Here is a 24367-nt window from a genome sequence, read left to right on the forward strand (position 1 = left end):
GCAAGCCGCATGCCGGCCCGGCGGCTCAATCCCAGCAGTTGCGGAAGGCCACGGCGGCGATGACGGGCACGCAAAGCACGAGCGGAATGGCGAAGTAGGGGACTTCCAGGTCGGTCACCCAGCTATACGCGAGCCAACCGACACCCGCGGCAAGCGTACCGACCCCGACGAGCGCCGTCATCACGTTGAGCGTGCGCTTGGACGGCCCTTTGTGCGGCCGTTGTCCCGGAGTAGGCGTATTCATGACACATTCCCGGCATGTTGCAGCCGGGCCAATCGGTTTCGAGCTATCGATTTTACGCTTGCGCCGTGTGGTGGAAACCCCGTCGCGAGCGCTCGCCCACTGTCTAGGGCGGCTACCGGTGAAGACATCCGGAGCCGCTGATCAGCGCGAAGCGTTACCGTGCCGCGAATGCAAACCACCCGGCGCTGGCCGACAGGCGGCGCGGTCGACGATTGCCGCCCGTGGCCGCGCGCGGAGCGCTGTGCGACGCCTGACGCCGAACCGTGGCGCGGTTCAGCAGCCTGCGCAATAGCAGCCGGCGCGCGCGCGTGCCGCGCGTGCCCGTGCGCAGCGCGCAAAGCACGGCGCGCAGCCAGGCGCGCAGTGATCCGGCCCGATGCGGCGCCTGCACGGGTGCCGCATCGCGGTGTGAGAGCGCGTCGGCGCGCGCGGCGTGGTGACGCAGCGCGCGCATCGAGGTGCGCCGGCCCAAGCGGGTCGGGCTGAGGGTCGTGCGAATTCCGCTATGACGAGAAGCACGAGAAGCGAGATGTTTTTGCATGGTGAGGCGAAAGCAGTGAACGGCCCGCTATCGGGGCGAGACGGCCCGGTCGCTGCAACGAGCGTGCCACGCGTGCGTCGCGCAACGCGGGGCGATAGGCGCGTCGAGGGCGGAATCGGGGGAGGCGGCGACAGCGGGCGACCTAAAACGGGGTCGCAAGCAGCGAGCGGTGAGGAGCGACATGCGATGCAGGCTACGCGCGAAAGGTGACATGCGTAAGTCGGATAGACCCTTGCACTCGATCGGTGCGGCGACGCACGTTTCGCGCGCGCTTTAGAATGAAGTTTTTCCGCTTCGGGCGGCCCGGCTAGCCAAGGAACGTTTCATGTCAGCGCAATCGAAAATAGAACAAGTGCGGGAGCTGCGCGAACGCGGCTTCGTTGTCGTCAAGGGGCTGGTTTCGCCGGAGCGGTGCGCTGCACTGAAGGCCGTCGCAGTGAGGCAACTGCACGAGGCCGTCCAGCCGATCGAATTCGAAGCCGATTTGCGCTACCCCGGTGCGCCCGAATCCAAGCATGCGCCGGGGGGGCATACCGTGCGGCGGTTGCTCGATGCCTACGTGCGCGATGCCCTCTTTCGCGAGTGGGCCACGGCGCCGGAGATTCGGGGATGGATGGAGCTGTATTTCGGCGAGTCGCCGCGGCTCTCGCGTGCGCATCACAACTGCATGATGACGAAGCATCCGGCCTATGGCAGCCTAACCGGCTGGCACCGCGATGCGCGGTACTGGTCGTTCGAGCGCGACGATCTCGTCTCCACCTGGCTCGCGCTCGGCAAGGAGACCGTGAGCAACGGCGCGCTCTGGCTCGTACCGGGCTCGCACGAGATGACGTTCACTTCGGAGCGCTTCGACTCTCAGAAGTTTTTCCGCGCGGATGTGCCCGAGAACGAAGCGTTGATCCGCACGGCCGTGTCACCGGAGCTCGATCCCGGCGACGTCGTCTTCTTCCATTGCAACACGCTGCACTCCGCAGGGCAGAATCTCAGCGACGAGGTCAAGTTCTCGCTCGTGTTTACGTATCACGGCGCGAGCAACGTGCCGCTGCCGGGCACGCGATCCGCTTCGAAGCCCGACGTGACGATTTGACGCGCCCCGTGTGCGGCGCGAGCGGGCGCGCCGCGTCAGCGCTTGCGCGAGGAGGCCGTAAGGCCGACGATCCCGGCCAGCGTCGCGACGACGCCGCCCGCGATGAGCCAGATCGTCTTATTGGTAGGGGCGCCCGTGAAAGCGCGCGAGACATCGTTGGCAAACGAATGGAACGATTGGCCGCCGAAATACAGCAGCACGACGCCACCCGCGATCAGCGCCAGGGAAATCGCTTTGATCATGAATGCTCTTCTCTCGTCGAAAGTTATGGTGTCCGGTGATGATGCCCGGCGCGGGCAGTGTATGAAACTTGCCGCATCGGTGTCCATCGGTTCGCACCTATCGCCGTCGCGCGGCCATGCTGCCGACGCCCCGTTCTCCGTACCCGCTCACGCACTCATCGAGGACTCTCATGGCCTATGAAGCCGCATCCGCCCGCTACTCGGACATGCAATTTCGCCCAAGCGGCCGCTCGGGCCTGAAACTGCCCGCGCTGTCGCTCGGCCTTTGGCACAACTTCGGCGACGCGACGCCCCTCTCGACGCAGCGCGACATTTTGCGCACGGCGTTCGACCTCGGCATCACGCACTTCGATCTCGCCAATAACTACGGGCCGCCTTACGGCAGCGCCGAAACGAACTTCGGCCGCTTGTTCAAGGATGATTTCCGCCCGTACCGCGACGAGCTGCTGATTTCCACGAAGGCCGGCTGGGACATGTGGCCAGGGCCGTATGGACAAGGCGGCGGCTCGCGCAAATACGTCCTTGCCAGCCTCGACCAGAGTCTTCAGCGCATGGGGCTCGATTACGTCGACATCTTCTATTCGCACCGGTTCGATGCCGATACGCCACTCGAGGAAACGGCCGGTGCGCTCGCTACCGCTGTGCAGCAAGGCAAGGCGCTCTATGTCGGCATCTCGTCGTACTCAGCGGCGAAGACGCGCGAAATGGCCGCGTTGCTGCGCGAGCACAAGGTCCCGCTGCTGATCCATCAGCCCTCGTACAACCTGCTCAACCGCTGGATCGAGCGCGAGCTGCTGAGCACGCTCGACGAGGTGGGCGCCGGCTGCATCGCGTTCACGCCGCTGGCGCAAGGGCTGCTGACGTCGAAGTATTTGAACGGCGTGCCGGACGATGCGCGCATCAACAAGCCCGGCGGCGGTTCGCTGCAGCAAAGTCATCTCAGCCGCGAGAACATCGAGCACGTGCGGAAACTGAACGAGATTGCTAAGCGGCGAGGCCAAAGCCTCGCGCAAATGGCGCTTGCGTGGGTGCTGCGCGACGCACGCGTGACCTCCGCGCTGATCGGCGCGAGCCGTCCGGAGCAAGTGCGCGAAAACGTCGGAGCGCTCTCGAACCTCGCGTTCTCGAGCGAAGAAATCGCCGAAATCGATCGCTATGCGACCGAAGGCGGCATCAACCTCTGGGAAAAACCTTCGACCGATCAGCGCGTTTGAGGCGCGGATCGGCCGGTCGCCCGTGTTCGCCGGCGGCTCTCGCTTGGTGCTATATCAGCACCGGCAGGCCTTCGACGAGCACGACGGCAAATACCACACCGAGCATCGCGCCGAGCACGCGCAAGATGTTGTGCACTGCGCGCGAGTGCGCCGGGCAAGCACCCAAGAACAGCGCCCCCGCGAGCGCCATTGGAATGACCAAGATGAAGTCGCTGATCGTGAAGTAAGTCGACATGCTCGTCCCCTCCCGCTATTTGTGCGTCGCAACGCTTGCGAAGGCGTGCACGCATTAGTCCGAGTATAGGTGACGAACCGCGATTTGCGGCGCGCATCGTTGCCCGTCGGTGCGTCAGCCAGTGTGGGGCGCGAGGTGGACAGGCCCTTTCAACGCCCATTTCGGTCTGCGGTCGAGTTCGATGAAGCTCCCCTGCCGGCGCGTCACTGCCGTGGCGGGGGCGAGGGAGCGGTCATCCCCTGCGAGGATTGCGGCGCCGCGGGCTGCCCCGCGTGATAGGCCGTCGTGGCCGTGGGTTTGACGTCATCGAGCCCGTCGTGCGCGCAGGCCCCCAGCGCGAGGACGAAGCTGCCGGCCATGAGCAGTGCTGCTGCGCGGGCCGGCCGGATGCTGCATTGCGAAAGCGCATTCATCGATCGTTTCTCCTATCGGCGTGCGCGCGAGGCGCCTGGCTGGGCGCTCGGCGGTGCAACGCCAGGACATATTGCCGGATGCGGTGGCGCGTCGTTGGCGATTTGGCGCTTTGGCACTTTGGCGGCCACTCCATGCGGCCCCGGACCCGCGCGTCGAGACAACCTACGAGGCCGCGCACGCATCCGCAGCATCGAGCGCCACGCGTTATGCTTGGACTATAGCGCCTGGCACGAGTAACGTAGTGGCGGGCGGCACACGTCGAGAGTCGAGACGCCGTACAAGAGGCTCGAGCGCATGCCAGCGGCTGCTTCGCCGGTGCTCATTATATGAATGGACAGCTATTTGTAAGGGCGATCGCTGGAAATGACGGTCAATCGGCCTTTACATTCGGCTTTCCTAGATGGCCGGTTCCGTGAACAATCGAGTCATCGCTCAACGCCCCGGAGGGGAGACATCATGCAAATCGGTTCTATCGTCAAGTCGGTGCATATAGCCGTGCCGTCGGGCGCGCGCGGGATCGTCATGCGCATACTCGGCGATATGGCGATGGTCGTTTGGTACGCCGGCGAACCGGGCGCCTCGCTGCAATTGAATACCGAGCCGTTCTTCCTCGAAGACCTGATCGATACGGGCGAGCTCGTGGCACGCCCGGCCGGTTCGCTCGTCCATTGACGTTCGGCTTTCCCTGCGTTTCGAGGCAGGCATTCGCCGGGCTGCGTGCCGATGCGGCACAATGCCGGCATGAACGAGCCTTTATCCGATTCCTCCGACGTGCCCGGCGCAGCTGCCGCGCATCCTTTCACGCGTCTCACGCCTGAATGCGTGCTCGACGCGATCGACAGCGTGCTGGCCCCGACGGGCGTGCGCACCGATGGGCGGCTGCTGCCGCTCAATAGCTACGAAAACCGCGTCTATCAGGTCGGCGTCGAGGACGGGCCGCCCGTCGTCGCGAAGTTCTATCGGCCGCAGCGGTGGTCCGACGAAGCGATTGCCGAGGAGCACACGTTCGTTGCCGAGCTCGCCCGGGCAGAGATCCCGGTCGTCGCCGCGCGCGAGATTGATGGGCAGACGCTGCACGCGTTCGACGGTTTTCGGTTTGCGATTTTCGAAAGACGCGGCGGACGCGCCCCCGATCTCGATCGGCGCGACACGCTCGAGTGGATGGGGCGATTCATCGGGCGCATTCATGCGCTCGGCAAGCGCAAGCCGTATACGGCGCGGCCCACGCTCGATATCGCCACGTTCGGCTACGAGTCGCGCGACTTCCTGCTCTCGCACGACTTTCTGCCGGCCGAGCTGCGTGCATCGTATGAAGCCGCGGCGGCGCTGGCGCTCGAAGGTGTCGAGCGTGCCTTCGAGGCCGCCGGCGAGATAACCTCTTTGCGGCTGCACGGCGACTGTCACGCGAGCAACGTGCTATGGACCGATGCCGGCCCCCACTTCGTCGATTTCGACGACAGCCGAATGGGACCTGCCGTTCAGGATCTCTGGCTGCTGCTGCCCGGCGGGCGCTCGGAAGCATCGAGCGCACTGTCCGACTTGCTCGCGGGCTACGAGGATTTCTGCGAGTTCGAGCCGCGCGAGCTGCATTTGATCGAAGCGCTGCGCACGCTGCGCTTGCTGCATTACGCGGCGTGGCTGGCGCGGCGTTGGGACGATCCCGCGTTCCCCGCCGCGTTTCCCTGGTTCAACACGCAGCGGTACTGGGAAGCGCGCGTGCTGGAGCTGCGCGAGCAGATCGGCGCGATGCAGGAAGGGCCGCTGTGGCCAGTCTGACGCGGGTATCGATGCGACGCACGCATCGTTTCCACGCCGTTCGACTTCTCGTTTCGTTTCTTCCGTGGGTTTTCACAGCTTCATCATGAGCCGCATCACGGCGTAAAAGCGCCGCCCATACGGCGGCAGCAGCAGCGCCCGCGCATTGAAGCGCGGCTGCACGAGCACGGGCTTCATGTTCGAGAACGTCGCGAAGCCGTCGTACCCGTGATAGGCGCCCATGCCGCTCGCGCCCACGCCGCCGAACGGCAGCCCCTCGCAGGCGATCTGCAGCAGCGTTTCGTTGACGGCGGCACCGCCCGAGACCGTTTCACGCAGCACGCGCTCGATCGTTGGGCGCGCTTCATCGAACAGATAAAGCGCGAGCGGGCGCGGCCGAGCGTTGACATAGCGCAGGGCGTCATCGAGCGTGTCGTAGGGGACGAGCGGAAGCAGCGGCCCGAAAATCTCCTCTTGCATCAACGCGCTCGCAGCGGGCGCATTCGTCAGGACACACGGCGGGAAGTATTTGCGCACCGCATCGGGCGTGCAATCGGTCAGCGAATGGAGCATCGCGCCGGCGGCGAGCGCTTCGTCCGCGAGTTTGCGCATGCGATCGAAATGGCGCTCGGAAATCAGCGTCGTGTAGTCGCGATTGTGCGCAAAGTCGGGATAAAGGCGCGCGACGCGCGAGCGTGCCCGTTCGATGAACGCTTGCTCCGTGCCGCGCGGCAGCAGCACGTAGTCGGGCGCGATGCAGGTTTGGCCGGCGTTGAGCGTCTTGCCGGCAACGATGCTGTCGACGGCGGCATCGAAGCGCGCGTCCGGGCCGATGATCGCTGGCGACTTGCCGCCGAGCTCGAGCGTGACCGGCGTGAGATTGAGCGCGGCGGCGCGCATGACCTCGCGCCCGACCGTGGTCGAGCCCGTGAAGGTCAGATGATCGAACGGCAGCGCGCAAAACGCGGCGCCCACCGATGCGTCGCCCGTCACGACGGCCACCTGCTCGCGCGCGAAGGTGCGCTCCAACAATTGCTTCGTGAGCTCGGCCGTGCGCGGTACGAATTCCGACATCTTGATCAATGCGCGGTTGCCGGCCGCGAGTGCGCAGATCAGCGGGCCGACGGCGAGCAAGATCGGATAGTTCCACGGTGCGACGATGCCGACGACGCCGAGCGGCTGAGGGATCACCTTGGCCGTCGCGGGCCTGAGCCACATGCCCGTGGGGCGCCGTTGCGGCTTCATCCAGCGCTTGCCGTGCTTCAGGGCCGAATCGATCTCGCTCTTGGCGAGCCACAGCTCGGACAACACGATTTCGGCCTTCGCGCGCTGGCCGAAATCGGCGTGAAGTGCCTGCGCCAGTGCATCGCCGTTCTCGAGCAGCATCGTGCGCAGCGCCTTCAGATGCGCCGCGCGCGTCTCCCACGAAGGGTAGGGCGCGCGTGCGTGGGCTTCGCGCTGCAATTGCAGCAACGCTTCGAGCGACGCCGCATCGGGCAAGTCATTCTTCATCCGTTCGTCTCCTGTCAGCCGCACCGAGTGTCATTGCTTCGGCGCGGCCTCTTGCATGGCGCCTCGTGGCCGAGCGCCTCGAGCATTCACGCTGGGAACGCGTGCGCGATGATGGCGCCGTGATCGAAGGAGGCGGGCAACGTCCCATAGACGCGCCCGCACGAGCGCCCTGCGCCCGCATCGTCGAGCCGTGTGGCGATGAATGCCTGCGCGTGATCGTCGGGTCCCGCCCGCAGCAGCAAGACTGCTTGCGCGCAGAGCACAAGTTGCTGCGCGAGCGCGCGCGCACCCGCTTCCCGTTCGTCGGGCGCCGCAGTGAGCGAGGCCTGCAATGCATCGAGCGCCGCGACGAGCGCCGGCGTGCCCTGCGCATCCGCGCGCCACTCCCCAAGCAGCGCTGCGGCGCCCTGCGCATCGCGCTCGAGCGCACGCAGCACGTCCAGGCACATGACGTTGCCCGAGCCTTCCCAGATCGAATTGACGGGGGCTTCACGATAGAAGCGCGCCATCGGACCTTCTTCGACATAGCCGTTGCCGCCCCACACTTCCATTGCTTCTCCGGTGAATTCGAGTGTGCGCTTGCAGACCCAGAACTTGGCGGCGGGCGTGACGATGCGCCGCCACGCGCGCTCGGCGTCGCGCTCAGGTGTACCGGTGCGCTGCGCGTCGAGATGGGCATCGGATGCGCCGGCCAGCCGCATGAACAGCAGCGTGGCTGCTTCGGTCTCGAGCGCGAGATCGGCGAGCACGTTGCGCATGAGCGGCTGCTCGACGAGCCGCCGGGAGAACGCCACGCGATGGCGCGCGTGGTGAATCGCCTGGACCAATGCCGCGCGCATGAGCGCGGCGCTGCCGATCACGCAATCGAGCCGCGTGTAGTTCGCCATTTCGATGATCGTCGGCACGCCGCGTCCTTCGTCGCCGATCATGACGCCGTAGGCATCGGCGAATTCGACTTCGCTGCTCGCGTTCGAGCGATTGCCGAGCTTGTCCTTCAAACGTTGAGCGCGGATCGCGTTGCGTGCACCGTCGGGCGTGTAGCGCGGCACGTAGAAGCAAGAGATCGGGGCGTCCGCGCTCGTGCGGGCGAGCACCAGATGCGCATCGCACTGAGGCGCGGAGAAAAACCACTTGTGGCCCACGAGCTGGTACTCGGCACCGCGCCCCGATGCCGTGCCGATCGGCGACGCGCGCGTCTGGTTCGTGCGGACGTCGGAGCCGCCTTGTTTTTCCGTCATGCCCATGCCGACCATCATCGAGCGCTTGCGCGAAAGCGGCGCATCGCTCGGGTCGTGCTCGCGCGCGTAGAGCTTTTCGGCGAGCTGCGCGAATAGGAGCGGCTCGCGCTGTAGCACGGGGATGCTCGCGAACGTCATCGTCAGCGGGCAGAGCGAGCCCGATTCGAGCTGGCCATGCAGGAAGTAGCCGGCGCAACGCGCGGCCATTGCACCGGCACGCGGGGTATCGAACGGCAGCGCATGCAGCCCCTCCTGCCGCAGCAGGGCGAGCAGCCGATGCCAACTCGGATGAAACTCGAGTGTGTCGATTCGCTCGCCGCGCGGGCTGAACGTGAACAGTTCGGGCGCATGGCGGTTCGCCGCGGCGGCGAGCGCGATGACCTCGGGCTCGCCGAGCATGGCGCCGTCGCGCGCAAGCGCCGGCGCATGCCATGCGGCGCCTTCGCGTCGGAGGGCGGACGTCAATGCCGGATCGCATTCGTAGACGTTGTAATGCTCGAGAGGCGGGACCTGGTTCGTCACTTCATGCGTGGCCGGTGGGGCCTGCGGGTCCATAGCGTGTCTCCGGTTCGGGGCCCGTGCACCCATGTCGACGGCGATGCGTTCGACATTCGGCGTATGAGCCGCGAGCGTTGTCGGGAAGGAGGATGCGACGGCGTTCGAACTGCATCCATCGACGCCGTCGATGCATGAAAGCCTTGCTCAATGATAGGTTCGCGCGGTGCCCGCCGTGTAGAGGAACTGTTCTGCTACGCGCTTCGTTGCGCTCGCGCGCGGCGAGCCTCAGTGGTCTCCCGGGGCTTGCACGACGTTGTCCGAGCCGGTGTAGACGAAGTCGTCGCCGGGCTGACCCGGCAACGTTTCGCGCGCGACGTCGAGCCATGCGCGGGCGGCGTGCGAGAGATAGCCGGTTTTGCGCCAGGCAATCGCCATCTCCCAGCGAATCTCGGGCTCGATCACGGGCCGGCAAGTGAACTGGCTGGGATCGAGCCGCCGGCAGTACGGGGCGGGCAGTAGCGCGATGCCGACGCCCGCGCGCACGAGCGCGGCCATGAAATCCCAATGGCTGCTGCGCGAGACGATCTGCGGAGCGAACCCCGCCTCGCTGCAGGCGCGCGTGACGACGTCGTTGAGTGCCAAGCTTTCGCCGTAATAGACGAAAGGCTCGGAGGCGAGATCGGCCAAGCGCACTTCGCGCACGTCGTCGAAGCGCGAGCCGTGCGGTGCGACGACCCACAACAATTGCAGCGACATCGGTAGGAAGTCGAAGATCTGCTCGTCGACGGGCAGCAGCACGCCGCCGAACTCGAGCTCGCCGGCCAGCAACGCCGCCTCGATCGCGCGGGAACCCTGCTCGAACAGCTTCAATTCGATCCTCGGATAGCGCCGGCGGAACGCCGCGATGATGGGCGTGAACAACGAGCCGCCCATCGGCGGAATGCCGATCGTCAGCGCCCCGCGGCCGAGCGTGCCGACGTCGTCGAGTTCCGCCTGCAGTTGCGCGTGAGCGGCCAGCACGTCCTGGCCTCGCTGAAAGACGATTCGGCCCTCGTCGGTCAGGACCATCTGGCGGCCCTCGCGCAGCAAGAGCGGAGCGCCGATCTCTTCCTCGAGCGCCTTGACCATTTTGCTGATGGTGGGCTGGGTGACGAACATGCGCTCGGCGGCGAGCGTGAAGCTCTGCTGCCGGGCCACTTCGATGAAATAACGCAGCGCGCGCAACTCCATTGGCGTCCTCTTTAGTTCCAAATTGGAATGATGACGATGAGTTTAAGTCATTTTATTTATGGATGGTTGCCAATTACACTTTCGTCATGGAGTCAATAGGGGGTTTTGCCATGAGCACCAAGTCGATCGAGCGCCTGTCGGGCGCGGCCCGCATCGCTGCGCAGAGCGGGCTGTTGGCCGCCGTATGGTTCGTCGCGGACTTCGCCGCGCGCCATCTGGACTTGCCGGTCCCCGGCAGCGTGGTCGGCCTTGGCGTCTTGCTCGTGCTGCTGCTCAGCGGCGGCATCCGGCCGCGCTGGGTCAAGGCCGGAGCCGACTGGCTGCTGTCCGAGCTGCTCTTGTTCTTCGTTCCGGCGGCCGTTGCCGTCGTGCAGTACGGCGGATTGTTCAAGTCGGATGGGTGGCGCCTTGCGCTCGTGGTCATCTGCGGGACGTTGACGGTTTTGGTGGCGGTGGCATTCACCGTCGATCAGGCGGTGCGGCTGGAGCGCCGGCTCGCGCTGCGCCGCGCACACGTCGCTGCATGAACCGCGCATAGCTGCGCGCCCCGCTTCCCAAGAACCGAACAGCAATCGGATACGTCATGTCGGTTTCGTCGATCCTGTCCTGGCCCGTTACCGTGGCTCGGCCGCAGTGGGTGGCCGCCGTATGCTTCGTGTTGACGATCGCCTTCTACGCCGTGGGCAAGCGGCTCTACGCGCGCTTCAGGCAGCCCTGGCTCACGCCGCTCGTGATCGTGCCCGCGATGCTCGCCGTCGTGGTGCTCGCCATGCGCATTCCGTACTCGGTCTATTTCGCCGACACGCGCTGGCTCATGTGGTTACTGGGCCCGGCGACAGTCGCTTTCGCCGTGCCGATCTACGAGTACCGCGACTTGATGCGGCGTCATTGGATTTCGCTGACGGCCGGCGTGACGGTCGGCATCGTCGTGGCCGTGGGCGGGTCGTTCGTCCTCGCGAGGCTGCTGCATCTCGAGCCGGACGTCGCCCGCAGCCTCATGACGCGCTCCGTATCGACGCCGTTCGCACTCGCGGTGTCGGATCAAATCCACGCGCCGAAGCAATTGACTGCACTGTTCGTCATCGCGACCGGTGTGTGCGGGATGCTGCTCGGCGAACTCGTGCTGATCTTCCTGCCGTTGCGCAGCCGGTTGGCCCGCGGGGTCATGTTCGGCGCGGCCGCGCATGGCGTGGGCACGGCGAAGGCGCGCGAACTGGGCAGCGAGGAGGGCGTGATCGCGAGTCTCACGATGATGATCGCCGGCGTGGTCATGGTGCTGCTCGCGCCGCTGCTGGGCGCGACGCTGGGCTGAACGGAAGCGCCTAGAGCGATCGAAGTGCTGGAAGTGCTGGAAGTGCTGGAAGAGGCTAACGCGCGGTAAAGCATGCGCCGGCATCGCGCGTCTTTGCCGCCACGGCGACACGTCCATTGATGCTACAATGCCTGCCACTTCCGAGGAGCGTTGCGACGGGGCCACCCGCCAGGCTCGGAATTCAATCGGACGGCATGCTTTTCGCGCGTTGGCTGCGCGGGTGTGCTGCTCCATCGAACGGCGCTCACGTCAATTTTTTTCTAGAACTCATTTAGAAAAGGAGGGCGTGATGAACGCCGCAGTTATCGATTCGAAAAACCAAGATTTCCTCGTTGCCGACCTCTCGCTCGCAGACTGGGGCCGCAAGGAGTTGACGATCGCCGAGACCGAAATGCCCGGTCTCATGCAAATCCGCGAAGAATACGAGGCCGCGCAGCCTTTGAAGGGCGCGCGCATCGCCGGCTCGCTGCACATGACGATTCAAACGGGCGTGCTGATCGAGACGCTCGAGGCGCTCGGCGCCGACGTTCGCTGGGCCTCGTGCAACATCTTTTCGACGCAGGACCACGCCGCGGCGGCCATCGCCAAGACGGGCACGCCCGTGTTCGCGTTCAAGGGCGAATCGCTCGACGAGTACTGGGAGTTCTCGCACCGCATCTTCGAATGGCCGAACGGCGAATTCGCGAACATGATCCTCGACGACGGCGGCGATGCGACGCTGCTCTTGATCCTCGGCTCGAAGGCAGAGAAGGATCGTTCGGTCATCGCCAAGCCGACGAATGAAGAAGAGATCGCGCTGTTCAAGTCGATCGAGCGCCATCTCGAGATCGATCCGACGTGGTACTCGAAGCGTCTCGCGCAGATCAAGGGCGTGACGGAAGAAACGACGACGGGCGTGCATCGCCTCTATCAGATGGAAAAGGACGGCCGCCTGCCGTTCCCGGCCATCAACGTCAACGATTCGGTCACGAAATCGAAGTTCGACAACCTCTACGGTTGCCGCGAATCGCTCGTCGACGGCATCAAGCGCGCGACGGACGTCATGATCGCGGGCAAGATCGCCGTCGTGGCCGGCTATGGCGACGTGGGCAAGGGCTGCGCGCAATCGCTGCGCGGGCTCGGCGCGACGGTGTGGGTCACGGAAATCGATCCGATCTGTGCGCTGCAGGCCGCGATGGAAGGCTATCGCGTCGTCACGATGGAATACGCGGCCGACAAGGCCGACATCTTCGTCACGGCCACGGGCAACTACCATGTGATCAACCACGATCACATGAAGGCGATGCGCCACAACGCGATCGTTTGCAACATCGGGCACTTCGATTCGGAAATCGACGTTGCTTCGACTCGCCAATACACGTGGGAAAACATCAAGCCGCAGGTCGATCACATCATCTTCCCGGATGGCAAGCGCGTGATCTTGCTCGCTGAAGGCCGGCTCGTGAACCTCGGTTGCGCGACGGGCCATCCGTCGTTCGTGATGTCGAACTCGTTCGCGAACCAGACGCTCGCGCAAATCGAGCTGTTCACGCGCGGTGGGCAGTACGGGAACAAGGTGTATGTGCTGCCGAAACACCTCGACGAAAAGGTGGCGCGGCTGCACCTGGCACGCATCGGTGTGCAGTTGACCGAGCTCTCGGACGCGCAGGCGGGCTACATCGGCGTGGAGAAGAACGGCCCGTTCAAGCCGAATCACTATCGTTATTGATCGCACGAGCCGGCCGGCGCGGCGCGCTCGTGCGTGACATGAGGCGTGCTTGACGCCGGCCGGCACGTAACGCGCACGGAGACGGTGCTGCCGTTGGCGGCTCCGCCTTCGTTTCAATGCAATACCGAGCCGCGCGGCCGCATGCCGCGACTCGACGCTGAGCCGTCTTGCCGTTTTTGCCGTCAACCGTCCGACCGACCCATTCGACCGAACGCCGAAGGAACCCGCCATGACCGTGCTGCTGACCTGGGTGATCAATGCGCTGGCGCTTTTGATCATCACGTATCTCGTGCCGTCGATTCACATTCGTAGCTTCGGCACGGCGCTCATCATTGCACTTGTGCTCGGCCTCATCAACGCGTTGCTTCGGCCCGTGTTGCTGGTGCTTACGCTGCCCGTCACGATCGTCACGCTCGGGTTGTTCATTCTCGTCGTCAACGCCTTGTGCTTTTGGCTGGCGGCTTCGCTCCTGAAGGGCTTCGAAGTTTCGGGGTTTTGGTCGGCGTTCTTCGGCTCGATCTTGTACAGCATCGTGTCGTGGCTGTTGTCGGCGCTGATCTTCGGCAATCGCAGCCTTGGCTGATCGCGGCTCGGATAACACCTGATCGACCGGATCATGAATCCCATCGAAATCTCATTCGAATTTTTTCCGCCAAAGACGCCTGACGGCGTCGAGAAGCTGCGCACGACGCGCATGCAATTGGCACAACTGAAGCCGCAGTTCGTTTCCGTGACGTTCGGAGCCGGTGGCTCGACGCAGCAGGGCACGCTCGATACGGTGCTCGACATGGCGAAGGACGGCCTCGAAGCCGCGCCGCACTTGTCGTGCATCGGCTCGTCGAAGGAAAGCCTGCGTGCGATTCTCGAGCGTTATCGTTCGCACGGCATCCGTCATATCGTCGCGTTGCGCGGCGATCTGCCCTCGGGCATGGGGGAAGTGGGCGAATTGCGCTATGCCTCTGAACTCGTCTCGTTCATCCGCGCGGAACATGGCGATTGGTTTCGCATCGAAGTGGCCGCTTACCCCGAGTATCACCCGCAGGCGCGTTCGCCACGGCACGATCTCGAGAATTTCGCGCGCAAGGTCAAGGCCGGTGCGGATGCCGCGATCACGCAGTATTTCTACAACGCCGATGCGTATCTGCGCTTCGTCGACGAGGCGCGCAAGCTCGGCGTCGACGTGCCGATCGTGCCGGGCATCATGCCGATCACGAACTACTCGCAGCTGATGCGGTTCTCGGAAATGTGCGGGGCGGAAGTGCCGCGCTGGGTCGCCAAGCGGCTCGAGAGCTATGGTGACGATCGCGAAGCGATCCGCGCCTTCGGGCTCGATGTCGTCACGCAGCTTTGCGAGCGACTCGTGAAGGAAGGCGCGCCGGGGCTGCATTTTTATACGCTCAATGGGGCTGCGGCGACTAAGGCGATTTGCGAGCGGTTGGGCTAACGGCGGGCGTACCGCCGCAAGTTAGTCCTTTCGTTCGTTGGGGGCTGCCGGCATCGACATCGGCGTGATGCGTTGACGGCAGCCCTAACCAGGCTCAATACCCCAGCGCCTCGCCCGCCGGCCGCCGCTCGTCGTTCGCGCCATAAAATACCCGGCGCGCACCTGGCCGCCGACCGACGAATCGTTGCTCGAGCTTTGCGAAGCATCTGCGGCGAGCCCGGGCAGTCCTACCTGGAGCCGCTCAGTTACAAGCGATGGTGATTGCGTCCGAAAAATAAAAAGAGAACCCTCAACGGATGCCGGCCCCTCTAGGATGTCGCCCTCGGATGTACTGCCGCCCGGCAGTGCTGCACTCAGCACTAATAACGCTTGACGTTAATAACGCGAGACGTTACTATATCGTTCAATGATCACTTCCTTTAGGTGTCGTGACACGGCTATGCTCTTCGCCGGCAAGCGAGTACCTCGCTTCGCTAATATCGAGGGCGGGGCCATGCGCAAATTGCAGCAGTTGCATGCGGCGGCGGACCTGGACTTCTTGAAAATCCCCCCGGGAAATCAACTGGAAGTGCTCAAAAGAGATCGGGTGGGGCAGTACAGCATCCGCATCAACAGTCAGTGGCGCGTCTGCTTCCGATTCGCGGACGGCACTGCGACAGATGTCGAAATCGTCGACTACCATTAACTCTCCACTGAGGAAATCTATGGCTCGGGAAGTTCCGCTGGCGACGCCTGGCGAGATCCTTGCGGTCGAGTGGCTGGAGCCGATGGGTATTTCGCAATATGCGCTAGCGAAGGCGATCGGCGTGCCGGCGCGTCGAATCAACGAGATCGTCAAGCATGGGCGAGCTATTACGGCCGATACCGCTGTACGGTTGGGAGCTTTCTTCGGCGTGGACGCGCAAAGCTGGATGAACCTTCAAACGCACTACGACACCGAGATGGCGAAAGAACGGATCGGCGAGGCCAAGATCGCGGAGATCCGATCGCATGCTATGGCTGGCTGACACTATGAAACGCTCACGCGGTAGTGCGCTCGATTTTGCGCACTGCGCGTGAGACGATCGCTCGCCAGTCCGTCCGTCAATAACCGAGCGCTTCCCCAGCCGGCCGCCGCTCGTCGTTCGCGCCATAAAGATACCCGACGCGCACTTTCCCCCCCACCGCCGAATCGTTCCCCGAGTTTTGCGACGCATCCGCCGCAAGGCCCGGCAATCCGACCTCGATCAACTCCGCCGCGCCCCAAGGCGTTTGCTGAACCATCTTGTAGCCCTCGCTCGCGAGGATTTTCAGCGTGTCGGCCGACAACCCATACGGCTCGTAATACACGACGTCAGGCAGCCATTGCTCATGGATGCGCGCCGCATCGACGGCTTCTTGCGGCTCCATGCCGTAATCGATGATGTCGATCGCCGTTTCCAACGTCGTCGTAATGATGCGCGAGCCACCCGGCGAGCCGATGACGAGGAACACCTTGCCATCCTTCGTCACGATCGTCGGCGCCATCGACGACAGCGGCCGCTTGCCCGGGGCAATCGCATTGTTCGGACCCTGCACGAGACCGAACATGTTCTGCGCGCCCACCTTGGACGTGAAATCGTCCATCTCGTCGTTCAGGAAGAAGCCTGTCCCCGGTGCCATGACGACGGCGCCGAAGCGGCCGTTGACCGTATACGTCGTCGAGACGGCGTTGCCCTGCTTGTCGACGATCGAATAATGCGTCGTCTCCTTCTTCTCGGGCAGCGACGCCGCATCGGCCAGTTGCATCGACGGGGTAGCCTTATCCGGCGAGATCGATGCGCGAATCTTCGCCGCATACGACTTGCTCAGCAGTTCATCGAGCGGATTGTTGACGAACGCCGGATCGCCTAGCTTCGTGTTGCGATCGGCATACGCGTGGCGCATCGCCTCGGCCATGTAATGCACGGCCTGCGCCGAATGCCATCCGAAACCCTTCAGATCGTAGCCTTCGACCGTGTTCAGAATTTCGCACATCGTCGTGCCGCCAGAGCTCGGCGGCGGCGCAGAGATGAACGTGTAGCCGTGATAATCGCAGGTCACGGGCGTCATCTCGGTTGCCCGATAGTTCGCGAAGTCGGCCGCGGTCAGCAGCCCGCCGTTCGCTTTCGAAGCCGCTTCGATCGTTTGCGGAATCTTGCCCTTGTAGAACGCGTCGGGGCCGTGCTTAGCGATGGCTTCCAACGTATTGGCCAAGTCTTTTTGCACGAGGCGATCGCCCGGTTGCAGCGGCGTGCCGTCCTTGCGCAGGAAGATGCGGGCGATGCCGGGGTCTTGCGCGAACCGCTTGACGGTCGTGTCGAGGATGTCCGTATCGGCACGCGTCAGCACGAAGCCGTCGCGCGCCAGCTTGATCGCAGGCGCCATCACCTGCTCGCGCGTGAGCCGCCCGTATTTGCGCTCGGCGAGGTCCATCCCCATCACCGTGCCCGGCACGCCCACGGCGCCATAGCCGTACAGGCTCGCGCCTTTCTTCACGTTGCCCTCGGCATCGAGGTACATGTTCGCGGTGGCTGCCGCGGGTGCCGTTTCGCGGAAATTGATGAACGTATCGCGGCCGTCGGCGAGGTGGATCGTCATGAAGCCGCCGCCGCCGATGTTGCCGCAGCATGGATTGACGACGGCCTGCGCATAGCCGACGGCCACGGCCGCGTCGATCGCATTGCCGCCCATCTTCAGGATGTCGACGCCCACTTGCGAGGCGAGATGCTGCGACGTGACGACCATGCCGTTGCGTGCTTCGACGGCAGGGCGCGAGGCGGCCACGGCGTTCGCGGCGAGCGTGCTCGTCGCGATGAGCGCCGCGGCGAGCGCGGCGGCGAGAGGCGTGTCTGTCTTCATGATCATTGTATGGGTTCGCTGTGAGGTGTCCAATCGGTGGTGGAGGAGGCGGCTCGTGCGGCCAGGCCGGCTCACGCGTCCTCGGCGACGCGCCCGGCTCTCAATGCTTCGATGCGTTTCAATCGGGCCTTCGCTTCGACGGGTGCGCGCTGCACGATCGAGGCGACGATCGCTTCGGTCTGCGCGATGACCGGCACCTTGGTGTCGAACGGCGATGAGCTTTGGATGAACGAGACCAATACCGCGTCGGCGAAGCGCGCAATCGGCGAGCGCCATTCGTCGGTGAACAGCACGACCTGTGCGCCCAACTCATGCGCCGCGCGTGCGAACGCGACGACGCTCTCTTGATAGCGGCGGTAGTCGTAGACGGCGAGCACGTCGCCCGGCGCGAGATCGGCGAGCAGCTCGGACCCGCGTTCGAGCGACGGCTCGACGTGCCGCGCGCGCGGGCGAACCTGACTGAGGAGCACGGCGAGCCACTCCGCGAAAAATCCGCTGGCGCGGCCCCCGCAGCAGAGCACCGTGCGGTCTTGATCGGCGAGTAGCGAGACGGCACGCTCGAAGTCCTCGCGCGATGCCTGCTCGGCGGTCTTGCCGATGGCGAGCATCAGCGAACGCAGCATCGCTTGCTGCGTCTCTTCTGCGTGAGGCTCGTCGGCCGACGCCTCCAGCCGCGATAGCGGCGAATTCATGCGCGCGTCGACCTCGGCGAGCAACGCCCGTTGGAACTCGGGATAGCCCTCGAAGCCGAGCTTCAGAACGAGCCGGTGGACCGTCGGATCGCTGACGCCGGCCTGGCCGGCCAACTGCGAAATCGACGTCAGCGCCGCGCTCGGGTAATTGGCGAGCAGCACGGCGACGACGCGCCGCTCTGCGGCGGTAAAGCTGTCTTCGCGCTGCTTGAGCGCGATCCGCACGGTAGAGCGCGTCACGGTGCCTCGTTCGATCGAGTCTTCCACACCTAGCCTTGAATCATGTAATGTTCATTACTGTGTGGTGAATCGTAGCAAGCCAAAAAGGTTCGTCAACGGCGTCGTGACTCGGTGTTTACCCGTGATGCATGACCCGGCTGCTCCATCGAAGCCATTTCTGACGTGATACTTATTACAGTCTCCGTCCAGGCATTGCATCGATGCCGTGCTACGCTTGCTCGCTTGCCATTGAAGGAGCGCTTATGCCGGTACGTCGCCCGTTTTCCGTCGTCCGCTTCACTTCGTTCTTCATCGTGGCGGCCGCTATGGCCAGCGTCCTCCTTGGCGCTGGCCATAGCGCAGCCGCCGAGCTGCCTGCCAAGACGCTCGTCTTTTGTTCCGATGCGAGCCCCGCCGGCTTCGATCCGGCGCAGTACACGACGAGCGTCGAGTTTTCCGCCGCGGCCTATACCGTCTACAACCGTCTCGTCGAATTCGAGCACGGCGGCACGAAGATCGAACCCGGGCTCGCCCAATCGTGGGACGTTTCGGGCGATGGCCGCGTCTATACGTTTCATCTGCGCCGCGGCGTGAAATTTCACACGACGCCCTATTTCAAGCCGTCGCGCGAATTCGATGCCGACGATGTCGTGCAGACCTTCGAGCGCATGCTCGATCCGAACGACGCGCTACGGCGGGCTTATCCGGTGGCCTTTCCGTATTTTGCGGATCTTGGCCTCGCGACGAATCTCGCGAAAGTCGAGAAGCTCGATCCGTACACCGTGCGCATGACGCTCCATACCGCGAGCGCCCCGTTCTTGTCCGAGCTCGCCATGCCGTTCGCATCGATCGTTTCGGCCGAGTACGCCGATCAATTGATGCGCGAAGGCAAGGCTGCCGATCTGAATCGCAACCCGATCGGCACCGGGCCGTTCGTTTTCCACAGCTACGAGAAGGACGCCTTCATCCGCTTCGACGGCAACCCCGACTATTGGAAGCCCGGCATCGTGCGCGTGAGCAAGCTCGTGTTCGAGATCACGCCCGATCCGCACGTGCGCGAGGAAAAGCTGAAAACGGGCGAGTGCCAAGTGATGAACTATCCGAGCCCCGCCGATATTGCGTCGCTCTCGAGCGATCCGAATCTGCGGATGCCGCACCAAGTCGGCTTCAACGTCGGCTTTCTCGCCTACAACACGACGCACAAGCCGCTCGACGACGTGGACGTGCGCCGCGCGCTCGACATGGCCATCGATAAGCGGGCGATCGTGAAATCGGTCTATCAAGGCGCCGGCCAGGTGGCGGTGAATCCGATGCCGCCGACGCAATGGTCATACGATGCGGCGCTCAAGGACGCACCCTACGATCCGTCGCGAGCGAAAGCGCTGCTCGCGAAAGCGGGCTACCCCGAAGGCTTCGCGCTGACGCTTTGGGCGATGCCCGTGCAACGCCCCTACAACCCGAACGCGCGTTTGATGGCAGAGATGATCCAGGCCGATTGGGCCAAGATCGGCGTGCACGCGAAGATCACGACGTACGAATGGGGCGAGTACGTGCGGCGCGCGCATGCGGGAGAGCACGACGCGATGCTGATCGGCCTGACCGGCGACAACGGCGACCCGGACAACTGGCTCGGCGTCCTGCTCAGTTGCGCGGCCGTGAATGGCAGCAATTTCTCGAAGTGGTGCTACAAGCCGTTCGACGACCTCATCGTCAAGGCGCGCGAAACGAACGACGTAGGCGAGCGCACGCGGCTCTACACGAGGGCGCAGGAGATTTTCAAAGAGCAAGTGCCGTTCACGCCGATCGCGCACTCGACCGTGTATCAGCCGCTGCGCAAGAACGTCGTCGGCTTCGAGATCGACCCGTTCGGCCCGACGCAGTTTTGGGGCGTAGGCCTCAAGTAGCCGGTGCCGCTGCACGGCGGGCGGGCCTGCTGCCCGCCGCTTTTCGCCGCTTCCCGCCTGGAACCGATCGTGCTCGCAGGGTCCTTTCGTCGAAACGGCACACCTTCCCGCCAGGCGGCCCAGCGATGCCGATTGACAAACAATTTTAGTGCCACTAAACATGTGCGGGGCAAAAGTCAACGCGAGAAATTGCTGAGCGTTGCCTTTTCCCGAACGCTTGTTCGGGTAATCAAAGCTCAGTAATATCCGCCTACGCTGGCTCAGGCTGGCCTCAGATCTGGAGGAAATATGAAGCAAAACAAACTGTTGCGCGCTGTGCGATTGAGCGCGATCGCGGCCGCCACCGCGACGGTGTCGCTCGCCGCAACGATCTCCCACGCAGCGGACATCCCCAACAAGACGCTCGTTTACTGCTCCGAGGGAAGCCCCGCCGGTTTCGATCCCGCGCAATACACGACGAGCACGGACTTCACCGCGAACACGTTCACCGTCTATAACCGCCTCGTCGAATTCGAGCGCGGGAGCACGAAGGTCGAGCCCGGCTTGGCCGAATCGTGGGACGTCTCGCCCGACGGCAAGACCTACACGTTCCATCTTCGTCATGGCGTGAAATTCCAGACGACGGAATTCTTCAAGCCGACGCGCGAATTCAACGCCGACGACGTCATCTTCACGTTCGAGCGCATGCTCGATCCGAACCAGCCGTTCCGCAAGGCGTACCCGGTGTCGTTCCCGTACTTCACCGACATGGGCCTCGACAAGCTGATCACGAAGATCGAAAAGGTCGATCCCTACACGGTGCGCTTCACGCTCAAGAACGTGAACGCGCCGTTCATCCAGAACATGGCGATGGAGTACGCGTCGATTCTGTCGGCCGAATACGCCGATCAGTTGCTCAAGGAAGGCAAGGCGGCGGACATCAACCAGAAGCCGGTCGGCACGGGTCCTTTCATCTTCAAGAGCTACACGAAGGATGCGACGATCCGCTTCGAAGGCAACCCGGACTACTGGAAGCCCGGCGTCGTGAAGATCAAGCATTTGATTTTCGCGATCACGCCCGATGCCGGGGTGCGCGTGCAGAAGCTCAAACGCGACGAATGCCAGGTGATGAGCTACCCCAAGCCGCAGGACATCGCGCCGCTGAAGGCCGACTCGAACCTCGACATGCCCTCGCAAGCGGGCTTCAACCTCGGCTATCTGGCCTACAACGTCTCGCACAAGCCGCTCGATAACGTGCAGGTGCGCGAAGCGCTCGACATGGCCATCAACAAGAAGGCGATCGTCGAGTCCGTCTACCAAGGCGCGGGCCAAGCCGCCCATGCACCGATGCCGCCGACGCAGTGGTCGTACGACGGCAATCTGAAGCTGCCGAGCTACGATCCGGACAAGGCCAAGGCATTGCTCGCGAAGGCGGGTTTCCCGAACGGCTTCGAGATTACGCTGTGGGCGATGCCGGTGCAGCGCCCGTACAATCCGAACGCGAAGCTGATGTCGGAGATGATCCAATCCGACTGGGCGAAGATCGGTGTGAAGGCGAAGATCGTCACCTATGAGTGGGGCGAGTACATCAAACGCGCGCACGCGGGCGAAGACGACACGATGCTGATCGGCTGGACCGGCGACAACGGCGATCCCGACAACTGGCTCGGCACGCTGCTCGGCTGCGAGGCGATCAACGGCAACAACTTCTCGAAGTGGTGCTACAAGCCGTTTGACGACCTGATCCAAAAAGGCCGCACGACCACGGGCCAGGACGCGCGCACCAAGCTCTACACGCAGGCGGAGCAGATCTTCGCGCAGCAGTTGCCGTTCTCGCCGATCGCGAACTCGACTGTCTATCAGCCCATCAGCAAGAAGGTGGTCGACATGCGCATCGACCCGCTCGGCTATGCGCGCTTCGATGGCGTCAGCGTGAAGTAACGACGATGCGATACGCTCTCTCGGGCGTACCCGGGAGCGCCAGCACGTTTTCCGGCGACAGGGGCACCGTGCCTGAGTGAGGGACTCGCTCCCCCGCTCGGCGGGAAGCCCCTCGTCGCCGGTCGCGTTTTTTCTCCAGCAAGATAAAGGGACGAACCATGTTCCGATTCGTTTTACGCCGCATCGGGATGGTGATACCGACGTTCATCGGCATCACGATTCTCGCCTTCGCGCTCATTCACCTCATCCCCGGCGATCCCATCGAAGTCATGATGGGCGAGCGCGGCGTCGACCCTGCCATGCATGCGGCCGCGCTGCACCGGCTCGGGCTCGACGAGCCGCTGCCGCTGCAGTACGTCCATTACGTTTGGCGTGCGCTGCACGGCAACCTCGGTGATTCGATCATCACGAACACGAGCGTGATGAGCGAGTTTCTCGCACGCTTTCCCGCGACCGTCGAGCTGTCGATTTGCGCGATGCTGTTCGCGCTCGTCATCGGGCTGCCGGCCGGCGTGATCGCGGCCCTCAGGCGCGGCACGATCGTCGATCACGGCGTGATGGGCACCGCGTTGACGGGCTACTCGATGCCGATCTTCTGGTGGGGCCTCATCCTGATCATGCTGTTTTCGGTCACGCTCGGGTGGACGCCGGTTTCGGGCCGCATCGCCGTCGAATACGACATTCCGCACGTGACCGGCTTCATGCTGATCGACGCGCTGCTCGCACCCGACGAAGGCTCGTTCAAGTCTGCCGTGAGCCACCTGATTCTGCCCGCGATCGTGCTCGGCACGATTCCGCTCGCGGTCGTTGCGCGCATGACGCGCTCGTCGATGCTCGAGGTGCTGCGCGAAGATTACATCCGCACGGCGCGCGCGAAGGGCCTCTCGCCCGTGCGCGTGGTCGTCGTGCATGCGCTGCGCAACGCGTTGATCCCGGTCGTGACCGTGATCGGCCTGCAGGTGGGCACGCTGCTCGCGGGGGCGGTGCTGACCGAGACGCTGTTTTCCTGGCCCGGCATCGGCAAGTGGCTCATCGATGCAATCGGCCGGCGCGACTATCCCGTCGTGCAAGGCGGCATTTTGATGATCGCGTCGCTCGTGATCGTCGTGAACCTGTGCGTGGACTTGCTCTACGGCGTGCTCAATCCCCGCATTCGCCACACGCGCTAAAGGAGCCGGCAATCATGGCAGATATTCAAAACACGGTTCCTCAAAGCGTCACGCCGCCAAGCGGGCGAGCGCTCGCGCTGCGCGAGTTCTGGCACAACTTCGCGCGCAATCGCGGCGCCGTGGCGGCTGGCCTCGTCGTGCTCGTGCTTGCGCTCGTCGCGATTTTTGCGCCGCTGATCGCACCGCATAGCCCCATCGAGCAATACCGCGACTACGTGAAGATCCCGCCGGCCTGGCTGAGCGGCGGCAATTGGAAATTCGTGCTCGGCACCGACGAAGCGGGTCGGGACATCTTGTCCCGGCTCATGTATGGCGCGCGCATGTCGTTCTGGATCGGCTGCGTGTCCGTCGCGCTCGCGCTGGTTCCCGGCATCGTGCTCGGCCTTTGCGCGGCCTTCTTCGGCTGGGCCGATACGCCGATCATGCGTGCGATGGACGTGCTGCTCGCGCTGCCGTCGCTGCTGCTGGCCGTGGCCGTCGTCGCGATCATCGGGCCGGGCCTGACGAACACGATGTTCGCGATCGCGATCGTCGCGCTGCCGGGCTACGTGCGGTTGACGCGGGCCTCGGCCCAGGGCGAACTGCAGAAAGAGTACGTGACCGCCTCGCGCGTGGCGGGCGCGGGCACGCCGCGGCTCATGTTCTCGCAGGTGCTGCCCAACTGCACGGCGCCGTTGATCGTGCAGGCGACGCTCGGATTTTCGTCGGCGATTCTCGACGCCGCGGCGCTCGGCTTCCTCGGGCTCGGCGTGCAGCCGCCGACGGCCGAGTGGGGTGCCATGCTGGCATCGGCGCGCGACTACATCGACAACGCCTGGTGGATCGTCACGATGCCCGGCATGGCAATTCTCATTTCGGTGCTCGCGATCAATCTGCTCGGCGACGGGCTGCGCGACGCGCTCGACCCGAAACTGAAACGGATGGCCTAAA

Annotated in this window: 25 protein-coding genes and 1 riboswitch; of the genes, 15 read left to right on the top strand and 10 right to left on the bottom strand. The window is 64.1% G+C overall.

Annotated elements, in window-relative coordinates; translation table 11 throughout:
- Positions 1–25: 25 nt before the first annotated feature.
- Together ACTHNZ_RS12875 and ACTHNZ_RS12880 are read right to left on the bottom strand one after the other, a co-directional pair.
- A complete protein-coding gene (locus ACTHNZ_RS12875) occupies positions 26–244 on the bottom strand; it encodes a hypothetical protein (RefSeq protein ID WP_440542884.1) in 219 nt (72 codons plus the stop codon).
- A 154-nt stretch (positions 245–398) separates the two neighbouring features.
- Positions 399–698 carry a hypothetical protein gene (locus tag ACTHNZ_RS12880; protein WP_440542885.1) on the bottom strand — a complete coding sequence of 100 codons (300 nt, stop codon included), beginning with the start codon at positions 696–698 and terminating at the stop codon, positions 399–401.
- Positions 699–1110: 412 nt separating this feature from the next.
- On the opposite strand from ACTHNZ_RS12880, the gene ACTHNZ_RS12885 reads away from it, so the two are divergent.
- The gene (locus ACTHNZ_RS12885; RefSeq protein ID WP_440542886.1) at positions 1111–1872 is read left to right on the top strand and encodes a phytanoyl-CoA dioxygenase family protein; all 762 of its coding nucleotides are present in this window, start codon (positions 1111–1113) and stop codon (positions 1870–1872) included.
- Between the two features lie 35 nt (positions 1873–1907).
- Here the strand turns inward: ACTHNZ_RS12885 and ACTHNZ_RS12890 are convergent, their stop codons facing one another.
- Entirely contained in the window at positions 1908–2114 is a 207-nt protein-coding gene (locus tag ACTHNZ_RS12890) for a DUF3185 family protein (protein ID WP_440542887.1), read from the bottom strand.
- A 170-nt stretch (positions 2115–2284) separates the two neighbouring features.
- On the opposite strand from ACTHNZ_RS12890, the gene mgrA reads away from it, so the two are divergent.
- Positions 2285–3328, top strand: coding sequence for an L-glyceraldehyde 3-phosphate reductase (gene mgrA, locus ACTHNZ_RS12895; protein WP_440542888.1), 1044 nt, complete (start codon positions 2285–2287; stop codon positions 3326–3328).
- A gap of 49 nt (positions 3329–3377) precedes the next feature.
- Here the strand turns inward: mgrA and ACTHNZ_RS12900 are convergent, their stop codons facing one another.
- Entirely contained in the window at positions 3378–3563 is a 186-nt protein-coding gene (locus ACTHNZ_RS12900; protein ID WP_440542889.1) for a hypothetical protein, read from the bottom strand.
- A 203-nt stretch (positions 3564–3766) separates the two neighbouring features.
- A complete protein-coding gene (locus ACTHNZ_RS12905) occupies positions 3767–3976 on the bottom strand; it encodes a hypothetical protein (protein WP_440542890.1) in 210 nt (69 codons plus the stop codon).
- Between the two features lie 457 nt (positions 3977–4433).
- Here ACTHNZ_RS12905 and ACTHNZ_RS12910 point away from each other — a divergent pair, with 457 nt between their 5' ends.
- The gene (locus ACTHNZ_RS12910) at positions 4434–4649 is read left to right on the top strand and encodes a hypothetical protein (protein ID WP_440542891.1); all 216 of its coding nucleotides are present in this window, start codon (positions 4434–4436) and stop codon (positions 4647–4649) included.
- A 69-nt stretch (positions 4650–4718) separates the two neighbouring features.
- The gene (locus ACTHNZ_RS12915) at positions 4719–5753 is read left to right on the top strand and encodes a serine/threonine protein kinase (protein ID WP_440542892.1); all 1035 of its coding nucleotides are present in this window, start codon (positions 4719–4721) and stop codon (positions 5751–5753) included.
- A gap of 72 nt (positions 5754–5825) precedes the next feature.
- On the opposite strand, the gene ACTHNZ_RS12920 is transcribed toward ACTHNZ_RS12915, so the two are convergent.
- The 3 genes from ACTHNZ_RS12920 to ACTHNZ_RS12930 form a co-directional block, all read right to left on the bottom strand.
- On the bottom strand, positions 5826–7244 hold the full coding sequence (locus tag ACTHNZ_RS12920) for a coniferyl aldehyde dehydrogenase (protein ID WP_440542893.1): 1419 nt from the start codon (positions 7242–7244) through the stop codon (positions 5826–5828).
- An 86-nt stretch (positions 7245–7330) separates the two neighbouring features.
- Positions 7331–9037 carry an isovaleryl-CoA dehydrogenase gene (locus tag ACTHNZ_RS12925; protein ID WP_440542894.1) on the bottom strand — a complete coding sequence of 569 codons (1707 nt, stop codon included), beginning with the start codon at positions 9035–9037 and terminating at the stop codon, positions 7331–7333.
- Between the two features lie 228 nt (positions 9038–9265).
- Positions 9266–10210: a LysR substrate-binding domain-containing protein gene (locus tag ACTHNZ_RS12930; RefSeq protein ID WP_440542895.1), complete on the bottom strand. Its 945-nt coding sequence runs from the start codon at positions 10208–10210 to the stop codon at positions 9266–9268.
- Between the two features lie 110 nt (positions 10211–10320).
- Here ACTHNZ_RS12930 and ACTHNZ_RS12935 point away from each other — a divergent pair, with 110 nt between their 5' ends.
- The 7 genes from ACTHNZ_RS12935 to ACTHNZ_RS12965 all read left to right on the top strand — a co-directional run bounded on the left by ACTHNZ_RS12935 (position 10321) and on the right by ACTHNZ_RS12965 (position 15681).
- A complete protein-coding gene (locus ACTHNZ_RS12935; RefSeq protein WP_440542896.1) occupies positions 10321–10737 on the top strand; it encodes a CidA/LrgA family protein in 417 nt (138 codons plus the stop codon).
- A 56-nt stretch (positions 10738–10793) separates the two neighbouring features.
- A complete protein-coding gene (locus tag ACTHNZ_RS12940; protein ID WP_440542897.1) occupies positions 10794–11522 on the top strand; it encodes an LrgB family protein in 729 nt (242 codons plus the stop codon).
- 136 nt (positions 11523–11658) lie between these two features.
- Positions 11659–11775, top strand: a riboswitch (S-adenosyl-L-homocysteine riboswitch).
- Between the two features lie 36 nt (positions 11776–11811).
- On the top strand, positions 11812–13230 hold the full coding sequence (ahcY, locus tag ACTHNZ_RS12945; protein ID WP_440542898.1) for an adenosylhomocysteinase: 1419 nt from the start codon (positions 11812–11814) through the stop codon (positions 13228–13230).
- A gap of 229 nt (positions 13231–13459) precedes the next feature.
- Positions 13460–13813, top strand: a complete 354-nt coding sequence (locus tag ACTHNZ_RS12950; protein WP_440542899.1) for a phage holin family protein — start codon at positions 13460–13462, stop codon at positions 13811–13813.
- Between the two features lie 33 nt (positions 13814–13846).
- The gene (gene metF / locus ACTHNZ_RS12955) at positions 13847–14674 is read left to right on the top strand and encodes a methylenetetrahydrofolate reductase [NAD(P)H] (protein ID WP_440542900.1); all 828 of its coding nucleotides are present in this window, start codon (positions 13847–13849) and stop codon (positions 14672–14674) included.
- Positions 14675–15080: 406 nt separating this feature from the next.
- Positions 15081–15359 (top strand): type II toxin-antitoxin system RelE/ParE family toxin, encoded by a 279-nt coding sequence (locus ACTHNZ_RS12960; RefSeq protein ID WP_440542901.1) that lies wholly within the window; start codon positions 15081–15083, stop codon positions 15357–15359.
- Between the two features lie 19 nt (positions 15360–15378).
- A complete protein-coding gene (locus tag ACTHNZ_RS12965) occupies positions 15379–15681 on the top strand; it encodes a HigA family addiction module antitoxin (protein ID WP_440542941.1) in 303 nt (100 codons plus the stop codon).
- 76 nt (positions 15682–15757) lie between these two features.
- Here ACTHNZ_RS12965 and ggt read toward each other — a convergent pair whose 3' ends face one another.
- Both ggt and ACTHNZ_RS12975 read right to left on the bottom strand, forming a co-directional pair.
- Positions 15758–17419 carry a gamma-glutamyltransferase gene (ggt, locus tag ACTHNZ_RS12970; protein ID WP_440542942.1) on the bottom strand — a complete coding sequence of 554 codons (1662 nt, stop codon included), beginning with the start codon at positions 17417–17419 and terminating at the stop codon, positions 15758–15760.
- Between the two features lie 185 nt (positions 17420–17604).
- Positions 17605–18465: a MurR/RpiR family transcriptional regulator gene (locus ACTHNZ_RS12975; protein WP_440542902.1), complete on the bottom strand. Its 861-nt coding sequence runs from the start codon at positions 18463–18465 to the stop codon at positions 17605–17607.
- 305 nt (positions 18466–18770) lie between these two features.
- Between ACTHNZ_RS12975 and ACTHNZ_RS12980 the strand changes: the two genes are divergently transcribed.
- From ACTHNZ_RS12980 to ACTHNZ_RS12995, 4 genes are all read left to right on the top strand, one after another.
- Entirely contained in the window at positions 18771–20348 is a 1578-nt protein-coding gene (locus ACTHNZ_RS12980; RefSeq protein WP_440542943.1) for an ABC transporter substrate-binding protein, read from the top strand.
- Between the two features lie 288 nt (positions 20349–20636).
- Positions 20637–22268: an ABC transporter substrate-binding protein gene (locus tag ACTHNZ_RS12985; RefSeq protein ID WP_440542903.1), complete on the top strand. Its 1632-nt coding sequence runs from the start codon at positions 20637–20639 to the stop codon at positions 22266–22268.
- Positions 22269–22426: 158 nt separating this feature from the next.
- A complete protein-coding gene (locus tag ACTHNZ_RS12990; protein ID WP_440542904.1) occupies positions 22427–23437 on the top strand; it encodes an ABC transporter permease subunit in 1011 nt (336 codons plus the stop codon).
- A gap of 14 nt (positions 23438–23451) precedes the next feature.
- Positions 23452–24366, top strand: a complete 915-nt coding sequence (locus tag ACTHNZ_RS12995) for an ABC transporter permease subunit (RefSeq protein ID WP_440542905.1) — start codon at positions 23452–23454, stop codon at positions 24364–24366.
- The last annotated feature ends 1 nt before the right edge of the window (position 24367 follow it).

The sequence above is a fragment of the Trinickia sp. genome (assembly GCF_051953955.1).
Classification (GTDB): domain Bacteria; phylum Pseudomonadota; class Gammaproteobacteria; order Burkholderiales; family Burkholderiaceae; genus Trinickia.